At 61.7% G+C, this 15,332-nt stretch carries 16 protein-coding genes; 10 read left to right on the forward strand and 6 right to left on the reverse strand.

From position 1 onward, the window contains the following. Together AC1DT3_RS03390 and AC1DT3_RS03395 are read left to right on the forward strand one after the other, a co-directional pair. Nucleotides 1-1,002: efflux RND transporter periplasmic adaptor subunit (locus AC1DT3_RS03390; RefSeq protein WP_477463831.1), on the forward strand; the 1,002-nt coding region annotated here is incomplete at its 5' end. A gap of 71 nt (nt 1,003-1,073) precedes the next feature. Then, nucleotides 1,074-2,777, forward strand: a complete 1,704-nt coding sequence (locus AC1DT3_RS03395) for a hypothetical protein (RefSeq protein WP_477463832.1) — start codon at nt 1,074-1,076, stop codon at nt 2,775-2,777. 47 nt (nt 2,778-2,824) lie between these two features. Here the strand turns inward: AC1DT3_RS03395 and AC1DT3_RS03400 are convergent, their stop codons facing one another. Next, nucleotides 2,825-3,082 (reverse strand): glycine zipper domain-containing protein, encoded by a 258-nt coding sequence (locus AC1DT3_RS03400; protein WP_477463833.1) that lies wholly within the window; start codon nt 3,080-3,082, stop codon nt 2,825-2,827. A 364-nt stretch (nt 3,083-3,446) separates the two neighbouring features. Between AC1DT3_RS03400 and AC1DT3_RS03405 the strand changes: the two genes are divergently transcribed. The 5 genes from AC1DT3_RS03405 (at nt 3,447) to AC1DT3_RS03425 (ending at nt 9,925) form a co-directional block, all read left to right on the forward strand. Continuing rightward, nucleotides 3,447-4,997 (forward strand): AbgT family transporter, encoded by a 1,551-nt coding sequence (locus tag AC1DT3_RS03405; protein ID WP_477463834.1) that lies wholly within the window; start codon nt 3,447-3,449, stop codon nt 4,995-4,997. 78 nt (nt 4,998-5,075) lie between these two features. Continuing rightward, nucleotides 5,076-6,275 (forward strand): M20/M25/M40 family metallo-hydrolase, encoded by a 1,200-nt coding sequence (locus AC1DT3_RS03410; RefSeq protein WP_477463835.1) that lies wholly within the window; start codon nt 5,076-5,078, stop codon nt 6,273-6,275. A 427-nt stretch (nt 6,276-6,702) separates the two neighbouring features. Continuing rightward, nucleotides 6,703-8,316, forward strand: coding sequence for an ABC transporter substrate-binding protein (locus AC1DT3_RS03415; protein ID WP_477463836.1), 1,614 nt, complete (start codon nt 6,703-6,705; stop codon nt 8,314-8,316). Between the two features lie 111 nt (nt 8,317-8,427). Beyond that, the gene (locus tag AC1DT3_RS03420) at nt 8,428-9,534 is read left to right on the forward strand and encodes an NAD(P)/FAD-dependent oxidoreductase (protein ID WP_477463837.1); all 1,107 of its coding nucleotides are present in this window, start codon (nt 8,428-8,430) and stop codon (nt 9,532-9,534) included. A gap of 37 nt (nt 9,535-9,571) precedes the next feature. Beyond that, entirely contained in the window at nt 9,572-9,925 is a 354-nt protein-coding gene (locus tag AC1DT3_RS03425; protein ID WP_477463838.1) for a RidA family protein, read from the forward strand. A gap of 103 nt (nt 9,926-10,028) precedes the next feature. On the opposite strand, the gene AC1DT3_RS03430 is transcribed toward AC1DT3_RS03425, so the two are convergent. Continuing rightward, nucleotides 10,029-10,196: a response regulator transcription factor gene (locus AC1DT3_RS03430; protein WP_477463839.1), complete on the reverse strand. Its 168-nt coding sequence runs from the start codon at nt 10,194-10,196 to the stop codon at nt 10,029-10,031. 14 nt (nt 10,197-10,210) lie between these two features. Between AC1DT3_RS03430 and AC1DT3_RS03435 the strand changes: the two genes are divergently transcribed. Next, nucleotides 10,211-10,411 (forward strand): hypothetical protein, encoded by a 201-nt coding sequence (locus tag AC1DT3_RS03435; RefSeq protein WP_477463840.1) that lies wholly within the window; start codon nt 10,211-10,213, stop codon nt 10,409-10,411. Nucleotides 10,412-10,465: 54 nt separating this feature from the next. Here AC1DT3_RS03435 and AC1DT3_RS03440 read toward each other — a convergent pair whose 3' ends face one another. From AC1DT3_RS03440 to AC1DT3_RS03455, 4 genes are all read right to left on the reverse strand, one after another. Further along, nucleotides 10,466-10,945, reverse strand: a complete 480-nt coding sequence (locus tag AC1DT3_RS03440) for a YidB family protein (RefSeq protein ID WP_477463841.1) — start codon at nt 10,943-10,945, stop codon at nt 10,466-10,468. 60 nt (nt 10,946-11,005) lie between these two features. Further along, nucleotides 11,006-11,200, reverse strand: a complete 195-nt coding sequence (locus tag AC1DT3_RS03445) for a YqaE/Pmp3 family membrane protein (RefSeq protein ID WP_477463842.1) — start codon at nt 11,198-11,200, stop codon at nt 11,006-11,008. A gap of 84 nt (nt 11,201-11,284) precedes the next feature. Next, nucleotides 11,285-12,232: an ABC transporter transmembrane domain-containing protein gene (locus AC1DT3_RS03450; protein ID WP_477463843.1), complete on the reverse strand. Its 948-nt coding sequence runs from the start codon at nt 12,230-12,232 to the stop codon at nt 11,285-11,287. Nucleotides 12,233-12,284: 52 nt separating this feature from the next. Continuing rightward, nucleotides 12,285-12,977 (reverse strand): MgtC/SapB family protein, encoded by a 693-nt coding sequence (locus AC1DT3_RS03455; protein ID WP_477463844.1) that lies wholly within the window; start codon nt 12,975-12,977, stop codon nt 12,285-12,287. A 260-nt stretch (nt 12,978-13,237) separates the two neighbouring features. Here AC1DT3_RS03455 and AC1DT3_RS03460 point away from each other — a divergent pair, with 260 nt between their 5' ends. Next, nucleotides 13,238-13,942, forward strand: coding sequence for a glutathione S-transferase N-terminal domain-containing protein (locus tag AC1DT3_RS03460; RefSeq protein WP_477463845.1), 705 nt, complete (start codon nt 13,238-13,240; stop codon nt 13,940-13,942). Between the two features lie 163 nt (nt 13,943-14,105). After that, nucleotides 14,106-15,332 (forward strand): acyl-CoA dehydrogenase family protein (locus AC1DT3_RS03465; protein ID WP_477463846.1); only part of this gene is annotated, 1,227 nt, incomplete at its 3' end.

A 15,332-nucleotide genomic window follows, 5' to 3' on the forward strand; every position in this document is an offset into this window, starting at 1 on the left:
GAGCCGGGCAACCTCGGCGATTCCATCGTCCTGTCGGGCGAAATCCAACCACAACAAGAGGTCTCTCTCGCGTTCAGGATCGGCGGCCGTGTGATCGAGAGGCCGGTGAATGTGGGCGATAAAGTCACGGCTGGCCAGCTTCTCGCAAAGCTCGACCCGCAGACCGAGCAAAACGCGCTGCGCGCCGCTCGGGCAACGCTCGCCGCAAGTCGAGGGCAGGTCGAGGAAGCGCGCAGCACCTTCGAGCGGCAGGCGAGCCTGATGACGCAGGGGTTCACCACACGACCTCGCTATGACCAAGCGACGCAGGCTCTTCGAACCGCCGAGGCGCGGCTCGAGGATGCGGAAGCCCAGGTGAAGGTGGCGCAGGATCGACTCGACTACACCGAATTGCGGGCCGACGCTGGCGGCGTCGTCACGTCGCGCAGGGTCGAGCCGGGCGAAGTCGTCGCCGCAGGGCAGCCGGTGCTGCAATTGGCGCGTGCCGACGGTCGGGATGCCGTGTTCGACGTGGCGGCGCGCACGCTCGCAGCCGCTCCGACCGATGCTGTCGTCACAGTTTCCCTGGCTGACAACCGGATGGTGACGGCCAAGGGGCGTGTGCGCGAAGTCGCGCCGGAGGCGGATCCGGTAACGCGCACATTCCGCGTGAGAATCGGCCTCGACGATCCGCCGCCGGAAATGCGCCTCGGGTCCACTGTCGTCGGTCGCGTGGAGCTAAAGTCCGCCTCGGTGATTTCGATCCCGGCAAGCGCACTGACACGGTCCGGTCAGGAGCCGGCGGTCTGGGTCGTCGATCCGGCAACGTCGAAAGTGTCGCTGCGCGCTGTGGAGATTCTTCGGCACGACGCGGGAACGGTCGTCATCGCGCAAGGGCTGGGTCCCGGGGAGATCGTCGTCACCGCGGGAACGCAAGCTCTGCGGCCCGGTCAGCTGATCCGATCTCTTCCAGCACCCGGAGCACGATTCTCTCGCGCGCCGTTCTCGATGTCGAACGGATAGGGGCGCGGAAATAGCATGCGGCGATCGTCCGTTATCTCCGGCACCGTGCTGCAGCGAACCGGTTCAGGTCAATGACGGTATCGGGGACGGTATCGGGCTTGGATCGCTTCCAGCCGCTCAGTGCCGCCGAGGCGAAGATCGTCGCGGAATTGCAGACCGGTGACTTCGACAGATTGGGAGACGGATTGCGCCCCGAGCAGGACGTTCCCGAACGCACTATTCGGGGGGAGTTACTGCGTTTTCTGATCCTCGGTGGCGAGGACAGTTTCCGGCCGCATGAGAAGGGTGTTCGCGTCAGCGGTGCGTGGGTGACCGGTATCCTCGATCTCGAAGGGTGTCGCATCCCGCGCGACATCGGCCTCAAGGATTGCCGTTTCGAAGGCGCTCCTGTGCTCCGCTCGGCGATCATCGACAATCTATTTTTCGATGGCAGCCTGCTGCCGGGTCTGCAGGCCGATCGATTGGAGGCGAGAGGCGGACTCTATATCCGCGGCGCAACCATCACGGGAGAAGTTCGGTTGAGTGGGGCCCGCTTCGGAGGCGCGCTCGAAGGAGACGGGGCAACCATCGAATCGCGCGACGGCATCGCGCTCAACGCCGAAGGACTCGAGGCCCGTGGCGATGTGGGTTTGCGCGGCGCCACGATCCGCGGTGGCATCAACCTTTCGGGCGCGCGCCTCGGCGCCGACCTCAATGCCGCCGGCGCGACGATCGAAAGACCCGACGGCGTCGCCTTGAATGGAGAGGGCATCGAGATCCGCGGTGACGCCGCCTTTCGTGGCGCCGCCATCGCCGGCGAGGTGACGATGCGGGGCGCGCGGTTCGGCGGCGACTTCGATTGCTCCGGACTTACGATCTCACAGCCGGGCGGGAATGCCTTGTCACTCAGTCGTGCCGTGATCGAAGGTGCCTTCTTTTTGCGCCAAGGCGCATCGTTGCAGGGCGCGCTCGACCTGACCGCGACGACGATCGGTTCGATCGAAGACGATCATGCCAGTTGGCCGGATACGGGGGATCTGCTTCTTAATCGCTGTCGTTATGGTGCATTCACCGGCGGCCCTGTCGATGCGACCTCACGGCTGGATTGGCTCGAGCGGCAAAATCCCGCGCGATGGGGGGAAGATTTCTGGCCGCAACCGTATGAGCAACTTGCGACCGTCTTTCGCGAGATGGGGCACGATGAGGATTCGCGCACCGTGTTGATCGCGAAGGAGCGTTCGCAGCGAAGAGCCCGGCGCGCGCGCGCCGGCAACCCCGTCTGGCGGGCTATGCTGGCGGTCAATGACGGCATCCTCGGCATCACAGTTCGCTACGGACGCCAGCCGCTCATCGCGTTCCTTTGGCTGATCCTTTTCTGGGCGCTGGGCGTCATCATCTTCGGCCATGCCGAGCGCAACGGCGCGTTCAAGCCGAACATCCCCGTCGTGCTGCGCTCGACCGAGTGGACGATGTGCGCCATCGAACAAACGGAGCGTCAATTCATGCCTTCTGCCGAGCAATACGCGGTCGGACGGGCCAAGAAAGGGCAGACGCAACTCGCCTGTTTCCGCGATCAGCCGGAATCGGCGAGCTATCCCGAGTTTAATCCGTGGATGTACTCGTTGGATACGCTTCTGCCCGTGCTGGAGATCGGGCAGAAAGCCTACTGGCGGCCCGATCCGTCAAAGCCCACCGGCCCGTTTGCCTTGAACTATTTTTACGTTCAAGCCATGGTCGGCTGGGCCCTGAGCCTTCTTGCCGTCGCCGGCTTCTCAGGGCTGGTCAAATCGAAGTAGTCCGCGATGCGGTTCGTGAGCCAAATGCGTGAGCTTAGGCTGCGCGGTCAGCACTCCCGATATTGACGGCCGCGATAAACATATGTGCGGCAAGGCGTCGTGGCGTTGCCGATCATGGCGCCGCCGACGCCGCCGATCGCCGCCCCGGCCAGGGCGCCACCAGCGCGGCCCGTTGCGAGGCCGCCCACGAGAGCGCCGGCGCCGGCTCCGATGGCAGCGCCTCCGATCGTCCGATCCGTTCTGTCGTTCGGATTGCAGGCGGCAAGCGAGAGAGCAATGAAGCTCAAGGCGATGAATTTCTTCATTTCCAAACTCCCGGCATTTCGCAACGCTTGTGCGTCGACGTCATCGAGATAGCGCCGTCCAGCTCGGTTGGTAGCGCCTCCGGATCAATTTACACTTCGCTGGTCCACCGCGACCGATAAGAAGCATGGCGTCTGACCATCGGGTGCAAGGTCGGGGTAAGGGATCTGAGACGGGAAGCAAAACAGCGGGATGCTGAGCCATTCTCCTCGTTGGGAAAACGATCTATACCTCAAGTTGGACTTGCACATTTGTGCCGCTGTTCGTTGGCGGGCTCACGGGATCGTCGATCCCGCGATGGTCTGTGTTTGGCGTCCCGGCCGCGTGCGCAAGCGACTTTGAAGCCGTGCACGCGAGAACAATGCCATGAGCCAAGCTGACGTTGAATCCAAAACCGTGATGCAGAGATTTCTCGACGGCGTCGAGAAGGTGGGGAACATGGTTCCGCACCCGGTTGTGATCTTCCTGATCCTGATCGGCATCGTCATCGTCCTCTCGCACGTCCTCAGCCTCATGGGAGCGGCTGTAACGTTCGAGCGAATAAATCCCGACACGCACAAAGTCGAAATGGCGACCACCAAGTTGCAGAGCTTGCTGACGGTGGACGGCATTCGCTTCATGTACAGCTCGCTCGTTCCAAACTTCATGAACTTTACGGCTGTCGGGCTCATGATCGCTGCAATGATCGGCGCGGGCGTCGCCGAGGAATCGGGACTGGTCAAGGCCCTGATCCGCAAGCTTGTGCTGGTCTCTCCCGCTTGGGCGTTGACTTACATTCTCGCATTCGTCGGCATTATCTCGAGCATCGGCGCAGACGCGGGCTATTTGGTTCTGATTCCCCTGGCAGGCGTCGCGTACATGAGCGTCGGGAGGCATCCTCTTGCCGGTCTGGCACTCGGCTTTGCGGCGGTTGCAGGCGCGTTCACGGTCAACATGCTGATCAAGCCTCTGGATGCCGTTCTTGTCGAGTTCACAAACGACGCGATCCACTTGGTCGATCCCAACCGATCGATTGGTCTGGCCTCCAACGTCTGGTTCTCCTTTGTTTCGGTCCTGTTTTTGACGGTGCTCATCGCGGTCATTACCGATCGCGTCGTCGCGCCACGCTTGGGGGCTTATAGGCCGGAACAGAGTGCCGACGGCGCGGTCGAAGTCCAGACCGGCGAACTCTCCGCCACGGAAAGTCGTGGGTTGAAGTTCGCCCTCATCGGGATGATCGGCCTTCTTGTGGTCTTTGGCTTCCTGACGCTGCCGGCCGGCGCGCCGCTTCGCAATCCGGATACCGGCGAACTCATCGGCAATTCGCCGTTCATGAATGGACTCATCGCACTCATCATGCTGATGTTCCTGACGACCGGCTGGGCCTACGGCATCGGCGCCAATACGGTCAGGTCTCTGACGGATGTCATCAAGGCCATCGAGAAAGCCGTCATCGGATTGGGCGGCACGATCTTTCTCTTCTTCGTCCTGAGCCAGTTCGTGGCGTATTTTACCTATACGAATATCGGAACCGTGATGGCGCTCAGTTTGGCCGGCGTCCTGCAATCGGCGAATGTCGGCGCGCTGCCGTTGCTGATCGGCTTCATCGTTGTCGTGGCGATCATCGATCTGCTGTTGACGGGCGCGATTGCCAAATGGGCAATCTTCGCGCCGGTGTTCGTGCCGCTCCTGATCAAGTTGGGTGTGGAACCGGAGGCGGTGCTGGCAGCTTACCGCGTCGGCGATTCGCCGATGAACGCGATCACGCCGCTCAACGCATACTTCGCGCTCGTCGTGGGCTTTGCCCAGAAGTACGACAAGAACGCCGGCGTCGGCACTGTCGTATCGCTCATGTTGCCATACGTGATGTGGATCTTCGTGCTGTGGACCGTCCTCTTCGCCATCTGGAAATGGCTCGGACTGCCCTGGGGACTTTGAGCGACAGACGGATCGCTGCGGCGCGTCCCTGCTCTGTCGCAGCAGGGCGCGCCGCACCTGAAGCATAAGGAAACAGCCATGAGCGAGACCAAGATTCCCCTCGACGTGAAGTCGGCCGAAGACCGCCTGATGCGGTATCTCGCCATCGACGGCGTGACAGGTCAGGAGGCGAAGATCGCCGCTGCGATCTCCGAAGACCTGAAGGCGCTCGGCGTTCCGGCATCCGCCATCCGGTTCGACGACGTCAACAAGCGCATTCCGGTGCCGACCGAGACTGGAAACCTGATCGTCGATCTGCCGGGCACACGGCCCGGACCGCGGCTTCTGTTCTCGACGCACCTCGACACGGTTCCGCTCTGTGCAGGAGCGAAGCCGAAACGCGAAGGTGGACGAATTGTATCCGACGGCACGACGGCGCTGGGCGGTGACAACCGCACCGGTTGCGCCGTGCTCGTGATGCTGGTCGAGACGCTCCTGAAGAACAAGCTTCCACACCCGCCGCTGACACTCTTGTTCACCGTTCGGGAAGAGAGCGGCCTTCACGGTGCGCGCGAACTCAATCCGGCGGATCTCAACGGCGCCGCGATGTGCTTCAACGTGGATGGCAGATTGCCTTCGGAGTTGATCACCGGCGCGGTGGGGCAGGAGAATTGGGAGGTCGAGATCAAGGGTAAAGCCGCCCATGCTGGTGTCGCTCCCGAGAAGGGTATCTCGGCAACTCTGGTGGCTGCGATCGCAATAGCCCAAGCCCATCGCGAAGGCTGGTTCGGCAAGGTGGTCAAGTCCGATGGCAACGGCACCAGCAATGTCGGTATCGTCGGCGGCAAGAACGGGACGCCGGCCGGCGACGCGACGAACGTCGTCACCGACTACGTGTACGTCAAGGGCGAGGCACGCAGTAAGGAAGCCGCCTTCGCGACGAAGATCGCCAACGGGTACAAGGATGCCTTCGCTAAGGCGCAGAAAGAAGTGAAGGACGCGGAGGGTGCGACGTCGGAGGTGAAATTCAGTCACACGCCGGCTTATCCGCCCTTCAACCTCGATGAGACGAGCCCTGCAGCCCAGCGCGCCGCCAAGGCGGTCAAAACGCTTGGGCTCGAGCCTAAATTCTTGTTTTCGAACGGCGGCCTCGATGCGAACTGGCTGGATAAGGCTGGCGTTCCGACTGTCACTATCGGCTCGGGGCAGCACGAGATCCACACCGTGAAGGAATATGTCGAGCTGTCGGAGTTTGCCGACGGTTGCAAGCTCGCGGTCATTCTCGCCACTCTCGATTGACGCGATCGCCGTCACCAGCGCGTTCGCGACGTTCGATTGTGTGAAAGGTCTCTCGCGCGCGGAAACATGACTCGTGGTTTCAGTGGCGCGCGAGGGATGAATTTAATCCCCGCCGCCGAGCGCCCCCGGATGCGTATGCAAACGGATGCTTTCGCCATGCGCTCCCGGAATGCGTTCCATCCAACTTTTTGTTGCCCTGGGTCTATCCCGGTTTCATAGTCCGCACGCGGCACAGGATGCAGCCCTGTATTTTTCCACGACCTCCCCGGAATTTCGTCCGAGTCTTTTCTTGCTCGTTTTTCCATGCATTTGCATGAATATAATCGAGCGTGAGGATTGCCAGGTGTGGGTTCAGCGGACGCGTCTGTGACCGACGTCCATCGCATTGAGTTGCGGACTTCCAGCTTGTTGAAGGAACGTTACTGAAATGAAGACGCTTGTATCGGTCGGATCAGCGGCAATCATGCTTGCCATTGCGGCGTCGCCCGCGCTCAGCAGCAATCTTGTCGTCTGCATTGAAGGAAGCCCGGAAACATTCAATCCCCAATTGACCAGCAACGCGACGACCAGCGCTGTCACGGGTCAGATCTACGATCAGCTCGTCTCGGTCAAAGCCGGCGGCTCCGAACTCGAGCCCAGCTTGGCGGAAAGCTGGTCGGTCTCCGAGGACGCGAAATCATACAAGTTCAAGCTGCGACAGGGCGTCAAATGGCAATCCAGCAAGACCTTTACGCCGTCGCGCGACTTCAACGCCGACGACGTCGTCTTCAGTTTTCAGCGCATGATGGACAAGGCTCATCCCTATCATAAGATCAGTGGCGGAACCTATATTACGTTCGACACCAAGCTCGCCGACATTCTCACATCGGTGAAGAAGCTCGACGACGCCACCGTCCAATTCACCCTGAAAGAGCCGTTGGCGTCCTTCATCGGTATCATGTCTCACCAATCGTTGGTGATCCTGTCCGCCGAATACGCCGATCAGTTGCTCAAGGCAGGCACGCCGGATCTTCTCGATCGCCAGCCGATCGGAACCGGACCGTTCCAGCTCGCCGTCTACCAGAAAGACTCCGCTGTCCGATTCAAGCCGTTCCACGACACATGGGGCGAGAAAGTGAAGGACGCCGCGCGCACGCCGAAGGTCGACGACCTGATCATGCCGATTTCCGCGGACGCTTCGGTTCGTCTGCAGCGCGCGCAGGCCGGCGAATGTCACATCGCCGTAGCGCCCAATCCGGCGGACCGTGAATCCATCAAGCGAAGCGCGAGGCTGACGCTCGTCGAAACCCCGGTCGCCTCGTCCGGGTTCATCACTTTCAACTTCAACGAGAAGATCTTTCAGGATCAGCGTGTCCGCCAAGCGCTCGCGAACGCCATCGACATGAAGAGCCTCGTCGACATCGTGTTYGATGGGATGGGCGCAGTGACCGGAGCGCTCATTCCGGCGACGCTGTGGGGCCACAACCCAGATCTGAAGGGGCATTCCTACAACATCGAGAAGGCAAAGGCGTTGCTCGCGGAAGCCGGTTATCCCAATGGCTTCGAGACGCAGCTCTGGGCGCTTCCCGTGACACGACCCTACATGCCGGCTGGCCGTCGGGCCGCCGAGATGATTCAGGCGGATTGGGCGAAGATCGGCGTCAAGGCCGAAATCGTGAGCTACGAATGGGGTGAGTACGTCAAGCGTGCACGCTCCGGCGAGGCGAAAGTCGGCATGTTCGGCGGCATCTGGGATTTCCCGGATCCGAGTCAGATCCCGAACAACTATTTCACCTGCAATTCACAAGGAAAGCCGAGCCCGTCGAACATCGGTTCGTGGTGCAACGCCAAGTACAACGACCTGATGGTGCGCGCCGGACAGATCACCGACCAGAAGCAGCGTTCCGATCTCTATAAGCAGGCCCAGGTCGTCTTCAACGACGAAGTGCCCGCCGTGATTTTCGGAAGTTCGTCGGCGCTGCTCGCGGTGAACAAATCCGTTTCCGGATTTGTTCCGGCCGTCTTCGGCGTCAGCCGATTCTCCGGCGTGTCGGTCCAGTAACGAATACGATCCATGAACAAAAGGCGAGGCAGGCCGATCCGGCTTGCCTCGCTCGCTCGTTCGGCCATGCGCAATCGGCTGCATGGTCAAAATTGTCTGCGGAGATTGAATATGCGTGTTGTTGTCGTTGGAGCCGGCATTCTCGGCTCGAGCGCGGCCTATCACCTTGCGATGCGGGGCGTGGAGGTCGAGATTATCGATGAGGTTCACCAGGGCAAGGCGACTCTGGCTGGGGCGGGAATCGTTTGCCCGTGGGCGACGAAGGCCACCGACCCTGAATGGTATGCGCTCTATGCAACCGGCGCCCGCTATTATTCCGATCTCGTCGCGGGGCTTTCTCAACGTGGCGAAAGCGACCTGGGTTACGGCCGCGTCGGTGCGCTCGTCGTCTCCGAGGATCGCAACGAGCTGAATGCCGCCGAGCAAAGAATTCAATCGCGCATCGTCGATGCTCCGGAGGCAGGTGACGTCAGGCGCGTTTCAGCCGCCGAGGCGAAGGCGTTGTTTCCTCCGCTGCGCGAGGATCTCGACGGGATCTACATCCCCGGCGGAGCGCGGGTGAATGGAAGCCTGCTCGCAGCGGCGATGACCCGCGCCGCCGTGGCCCTGGGCGCCGTACTTCGGCAGGATCACGTTTCGCTCGAAATGCGCGACGGACGTATGCGCTGCCTCGACAGCAACGGAAAACCGATCGAAGCGGACGAGATCATTGTAACAGCAGGTGCTTGGGCCTCGCAGATTCTGCGGCCCGTCGGACTGCCGCACCCCGTTCAGCCACAGAAGGGGCAGATCGTCCATCTTCGGTTGCCTGGCATTGAAACGCGGTCCTGGCCCGTGCTGTTGCCGATGACCAGCCACTACCTGCTCGCCTTCGATGATTCCCGTGTCGTGATCGGCGCTACGCGAGAAGACAATTCCGGTTTTGACTATCGGGTCACGGCGGCCGGACAGTCCGAGGTTCTCAATGCGGGTCTTGCCGTAGCGCCGGGCCTCGCATCAGGGACGATCATTGAAACGCGGATCGGCTTCCGCCCGGCGGGCGAGAGCATCAAACCGATCATCGGCCGCGTCGCCGGAATCGCGGGAATGACCATCGGCAACGCGCTCGGGGCTTCTGGCTTGTCGATCGGACCATACGCAGGAAGGCTGTTGTCGCAGATTTGCTTGGGGGAAAAGCCCGATATCGACACCGCCACGTACGCGCCCGCCGCCGCATGAGCGCGAACAGAATTTAGTTCACAACGAAGGAAAGATAATGACGAACATCATTCGCCACCGGAAGCACAAGATCATGCACGGCGTCGTGGAGCACAACGGCGTGCTCTATTTCGGCGGGCACGCCGCACACGACCTGAATGGCGGCATGGCCGACCAGACCCGCGAGGTCTGCGCGAAGCTTGATCAGATCCTGACCGAACTCGGCTCGGACAAGACGAAGATCATCGCAGCGCGCATCTATCTGAGCGACATGTCGCAAAAGGAAGAGATGAACAAGGCCTGGCTCGAGTGGATCCCGGAGGACGATCTGCCCTCACGCGCCACCATCGGCGTCGCCAGCCTGGGCGATCCGAAACGCCTGATCGAAGTGATCATCACGGCCGCGCGATAAGTCGCAGTTGCTCATCGAGCGAAGACCGTGCCCCACGGGGCGCGGTCCTTCGGGATCGGGACCCCACCTCGTCCAGCCCAGGCCGGCAATCGCCCCCTACGGTTCAAGTCGGCAAGCCCAATCTCACGGCGAACGTTGCGAGCTGCGCCGCATTGTGCAGAGCGAGTTTCCGCATGAGGTTCTCGCGATGTTTGCGAGCCGTCAGCGGGCTGATTCCAAGCCGTTCCGCGACATCGCGCGCTGTTTCGCCTCGCGCAATCAGGATCAGCAATTACTGCCAGCCATATGGGCTACGCACCGGCGGTGATCACGGGAGAGACCTCGCCCGATCGCCTGCACATGCTGAACGACAGCGGCTACCCGATCCTTCACAAACCGGTCTCAACTGAACATTTGCGCGATGTCGTCAGAGACATCGTTCGCGGGTCGCAGGACCTCGCCGACGCTGGGAAATGCACAATACAAGCAGCCGCCGGCGCCGAGTGACAGAACCACGCGGCGCTGACGGCTGTCTTACATGACGGCTGTCTTGCAATTGGTCTACAGATCCTCGGTGCGCGGAAGCCTGCCGTCCGGCGTGTATTTGTCCACTGCGCGAGGCAATTCCCGCGTCAGGCGCGCGAGCAACTCTTCGCGCGAAAGGCCAGTCTGCTGAGACAGGGTCGCGAGCACATCGGGGCCGATCGCCTGTTCCAGTTGGTTGGGCGCGACCTCTTGATTGGGACCCGTTCCGATCCAGGAATCGGCAGCATCCCCTTGGCCGTTCTGTCTGAAGCGTTCAACGAGTTCGCCCAGGCCGCCGCCGAGGATTCCTCCGGCGGTGGCGCCGCCGAGGTTTCCTAGAATGCCGCCGAGGCCGCCCGCTTGGCTGCCTTGTCGTTGGTCGCCTTGGCCAGGGGTGGCCGGTTGGCCGCCTGATCCCAGACCGCCCAGCATCTCTGCAATCTTGTCCCTATTTTGGTAGCCAGCGACGGCCAACAGCCCCAGAAGCGCGGTCATCGAAGGAAATCCACGTTCCATTTCAGTTCTCCCTGCGGTCCAGAAGGGAAAACGGCGGCGCCGGGGAATCGGTTCCGAGGGCTATCGTTGGCTCGAAAGGGCCTTCTCGATCTTCTTGTCGGTGTTGTATTGACCAAGGGCGTAGACGGCCCAAATGGCGGCGGGAAGCCAGCCGATAATGGTGATCTGCAGGATGAGGCAGATCAAACCGGCGAAGGGCCGGCCGATCGTAAAGAAGCCCAGCCAGGGCAAGAGGATGGCAATCAGCAGACGCATTCGCATATCTCCTTCGATCGCACTCACGTTCCGTTACTTTGCGGCGGCGTCAAGGCCCACTACCGAGTCGACAGGTCCAAGGGCTCAGCTCATCGTCTCTTCCATGAGGGCGGATCGCACGCGCACGATGCTGAGTGTCCGGTAGAATGCGATCAGGTCGTTCCACGGGCGGGCAATACGAGCGAGGCCGCTCAGCGCTGCAACAACGGTGCCGACATCGGTATCGCCGTGAAGCACCAACCATCCGCCAAGGACCAGCGTGCCCACAGTGCCAAGGGCGGTGAAGCCGTTGAGAATCATCTTGAGAGATATCTTCACCACGTGAATGCGACGGCGCGCCTCGAAGACATCGTCGAACGCTTCGAGCACGCTCTCGTGCGGCACGGCGCCTTCGCGATCGACGGCCTTGTCGGCAGCGGTTCTCAATAGCTCCAAGCGGTTACGCACCAGAACGTTCATCGACCGCTGAGCAAAAACGATGATGACGACCTGGGGTGCTATCATCGCGAACATGAACAGACCGAGGATTGGTTCGCCGGCGCCAATGTAGAGAAGGACGCTCAAAAGCGTTCCGATCTGCAGGAGAGGCGAGGCGATGGCCTCGCCGACGAAGTGGCCCACGCCCTCGGCCTCGGCGGTGAGCATGCTGACCACCGTTCCCGAGGCCGTCGTCGCTCCACTGTTTGCGCGGTCCTTTGCGTAACCAGAGAAGACACGTTGCCGGATGCGGCGCACGATGTCTTCGCCGAGCATTGCGCTGCGATACTTCAGGGCGGCTTTCAGGAGGATCGTTACAAGGACAGCCAGCGCATATTGGCCGCCGAGGACGAACAGGCCATGCGAGGAAATGCCGTAGGTCAATCCGTTGACGAGTTGCTTCTGGAAATGCAGCGGCGCGGCAGCCAGGACCGATACGGCGATCGAAAGCCCGATCAGAAGAATTTGCGTGCGGCCGCTGAGACGCCAGATTCGTCGATAAAAGGCTGCCAATCCGTTGGCGTCGCTTGCTCGGTTGGGTTCGTCGAAGGGCAATGGACGTTCCTCGAGTCAGGGGTGCGGTCGTCGGACTATGATGGAACGATCCTCATGCGGGCGGATCGGCGGAACCCCAGCTCGCGGCGGTGATGGACGGTTCCAGGCTGAGCGTACCGACCACCTCTTCGACGAGCGCGTCCTGCTGACGCGCCGCAAAGACAACCGCATCGACAGTAACGCGCGTGCTGCCCTCGATCGCGTGGCTTTCCAGGCGCGACAAGCGCAGATTGCGATCGGCAATCTTCGCCAGCAGTCGGGCGCGAACCGCGGCTTCGTCTTTCGCGTCGCATGTCAGCCCGATCAGGTAGAAGCGCTCGAGCTCGATCGGCTTCGGCGCGTATTCACCGATGAAGCGGCCCAAGGGGGGGAGAATGAGATTTCCGATCAAGATCAACGCGGCGGTTTCTGTCGCTGCGATCAGAAAGCCGTAGCCGGCCAGCACACCGACCGCGCCCGTCGCCCAGACAGTCGCCGCAGTGCTGAGACCACGCACGCTCAGACCATCCCGCATGATGACACCGGCGCCAAGGAATCCGATTCCCGAAACAACCTGGGATCCCATGCGAATCGGGCTGGATTCCATGTCGACCATTGCCGGCAAGGAGCAGAAGCCGGCGGCACCGAGAGCGACGAGCGCGTGCGTCGCGAGCCCCGTGAAGCGCTGCCGCCATTGTCGCTCGATGCCGATCAGAGCGCCGAGGCTGATCGCAACGAGCAGATTCAGGGTAAGGGTGAGTTGCATGGAATTTTGGCTCAGCTGACAGCGCTCCGTCGGTGGTGAAGAAGACCGCGGGAGGACCTGGGTTGGCGCATTCCACTGCGCAAGATGATCCGACATCAAAGCGTTTTGATGCGGCTTTGGGAACAGGGCGCGTGATGAAGTGCACAACGATTCGCATGGGCGCGGGCGAGTTCGGCACTGTCGGCGCTGTCCCTAGCCTTGGTCCCGGCAACCGGGATAGCATCGGCCCGACATCGACTCGCTTACTTCAAGGATCCACGATGCCTGATCTCTCTGCCTTTCCGATTGCCACCCGCTGGCCCGCAAAGCATCCCGACCGGCTCCAGCTTTATTCGTTTCCGACGCCGAACGGGGTCAAGGTTTCGATCGCCCTCGAGGAAATCGGGTTGCCCTATGAGGCGCACAAGATCGCCATAGGCCAGAACGAGACCTGGACACCCGAATTCCTGTCGCTGAACCCGAACGGAAAAATCCCTGCGATCATCGATCCCAACGGGCCAGGCGGGAAGCCGCTGGCTTTGTTCGAGTCGGGCGCGATCCTGCTCTATCTCGCCGAGAAAACCGGGAAGCTCCTGCCGGCCGATCCGGCTGGGCGCTATGAGGCGATCCAGTGGGTGTTCTTCCAGATGGCAGCGGTGGGGCCGATGTTCGGCCAGGTCGGCTTCTTCCACAAATTCGCAGGCCGGGACATCTCGGATAAGCGCCCGCTCGAACGTTACGTGGCCGAATCGAAGCGCCTGCTGGGCGTCCTCGAAACCCGATTGACCGGACGCGACTGGATCATGGGGGATATCTATACGATCGCCGACATTTCGCTGCTTGGCTGGGTGCGCAATCTGATCGGCTTCTATGGCGCCCGCGATCTCGTCGATTTTGACACCCTGAAGCATGTGCCCGCGTGGCTCGATCGCGGCCTGGCGCGTCCCGCCGTCCAGCGCGGTCTCGATATTCCCCCGAGGGATTGAAGCGCGTTCGCTGTCGAGGTCTCGCCATCTCGATCGGTGGCGAGACCGGTCAAGGATGATGGCTTGTCAAATTTCTAACATTTGTTAGATAAATTCGAATGCCGCGTTCGATCGGCGTCTGGACCATAGCAGTCGCGCCGTTTCCCTGACCAAGGAACTTTCCATGACCTACCGAGCGCCCGTGTCCGAAATCGTCTTTACCATGCGCCATGTGGCCGGCTTTGATCGCGCATTGGAAGATGGATTGCATCCGGACCTGACGGTGGATCTGGCGCGAACGATTCTCGACGAGGCGGGACGGTTCGCGGGCGATGTGATCGCCCCTCTGAACCGCCCGGGCGACATCCACGGCGTAACTCTCAAGGACGGTGCGATCACGACCGCGCCCGGCTGGAAGGCGGCATACAAAGCGTGGACGGATGCGGGCTGGAATGCTCTGCCCGGCCCGGTTGCCCATGGCGGCCAAGGACTGCCGACGCTGCTCAATTCAGCCTGCGTCGAGATGTGGAACGCGGCATCGATGGCTTTCGGCATCGGTCCCGTGCTGACCATGGGCGCGATCGAGGCCTTGGTTGCGCACGGTTCGGAGGACCTGAAGAGCCGCTATCTCGAAAAGCTGGTCTCCGGCGAATGGACCGCAACGATGAACCTGACCGAGCCGCACGCCGGTTCCGATCTCGCGGCGCTACGCGCCCGCGCCCAACCCTCCGGGGACGGCACGTATAGGGTCAGTGGTCAAAAGATCTTCATTACCTACGGCGAGCACGACCTGACGGACAATATCGTGCATCTGGTTTTGGCGCGTCTCCCCGATGCGCCGGCTGGTACGCGCGGCATCTCCCTGTTCGTCGTGCCGAAGTTCCTGCCGGACGGTACGCGCAACGACGTGCGCTGTCACAGCATCGAACACAAACTCGGCATCCACGCCTCGCCCACCTGCACGATGATCTTCGGCGACAACGGAGGCGCGATCGGCTGGCTGCTCGGTGAGGAGAACCGGGGCCTCAACTGCATGTTCACGATGATGAACAATGCACGCCTTGCGGTGGGGCTCCAGGGTGTAGCCATCGCGGAGCGCTCTTACCAGTCGGCGCTCAACTACGCGCACGAGCGTCGGCAGGGCCGCGCGCCCGCTGGAACAAAGGGCGACATGAGTCCGATCGTCGAGCATCCGGACGTCCAGCGCAATCTCTTGACGATGAAGGCGCTCACCGCGGCGGCGCGTGCGATCTGCTATATGACGGCCGATGCCATCGACCGCGCGCATCGTGAAGGCGACGAGGCGCGCCGACGAGAAGCCAATGAACGCGCCTCCTTGTTGACACCGGTAGCGAAGGCGTTCTCGACCGATGTCGGGGTCGAAGTCGCATCGCTCGGCGTCCAAGTGCAT

The sequence above is a fragment of the Microvirga sp. P4_G7 genome, assembly GCF_056401005.1.

Excerpts from the sequence above, each read along its gene's own strand:
- AC1DT3_RS03460 (WP_477463845.1), top strand. The coding sequence starts at position 13,238 with ATGCCTGATCTCTCTGCCTTTCCGATTGCCACCCGCTGGCCCGCAAAG.
- AC1DT3_RS03410 (WP_477463835.1), top strand. The coding sequence starts at position 5,076 with ATGAGCGAGACCAAGATTCCCCTCGACGTGAAGTCGGCCGAAGACCGC.
- AC1DT3_RS03395 (WP_477463832.1), top strand. The coding sequence starts at position 1,074 with ATGACGGTATCGGGGACGGTATCGGGCTTGGATCGCTTCCAGCCGCTC.
- AC1DT3_RS03405 (WP_477463834.1), top strand. The coding sequence starts at position 3,447 with ATGAGCCAAGCTGACGTTGAATCCAAAACCGTGATGCAGAGATTTCTC.
- AC1DT3_RS03440 (WP_477463841.1), bottom strand. The coding sequence starts at position 10,945 with ATGGAACGTGGATTTCCTTCGATGACCGCGCTTCTGGGGCTGTTGGCC.
- AC1DT3_RS03445 (WP_477463842.1), bottom strand. The coding sequence starts at position 11,200 with ATGCGTCTGCTGATTGCCATCCTCTTGCCCTGGCTGGGCTTCTTTACG.
- AC1DT3_RS03400 (WP_477463833.1), bottom strand. The coding sequence starts at position 3,082 with ATGAAGAAATTCATCGCCTTGAGCTTCATTGCTCTCTCGCTTGCCGCC.
- AC1DT3_RS03420 (WP_477463837.1), top strand. The coding sequence starts at position 8,428 with ATGCGTGTTGTTGTCGTTGGAGCCGGCATTCTCGGCTCGAGCGCGGCC.
- AC1DT3_RS03425 (WP_477463838.1), top strand. The coding sequence starts at position 9,572 with ATGACGAACATCATTCGCCACCGGAAGCACAAGATCATGCACGGCGTC.
- AC1DT3_RS03435 (WP_477463840.1), top strand. The coding sequence starts at position 10,211 with ATGGGCTACGCACCGGCGGTGATCACGGGAGAGACCTCGCCCGATCGC.
- AC1DT3_RS03455 (WP_477463844.1), bottom strand. The coding sequence starts at position 12,977 with ATGCAACTCACCCTTACCCTGAATCTGCTCGTTGCGATCAGCCTCGGC.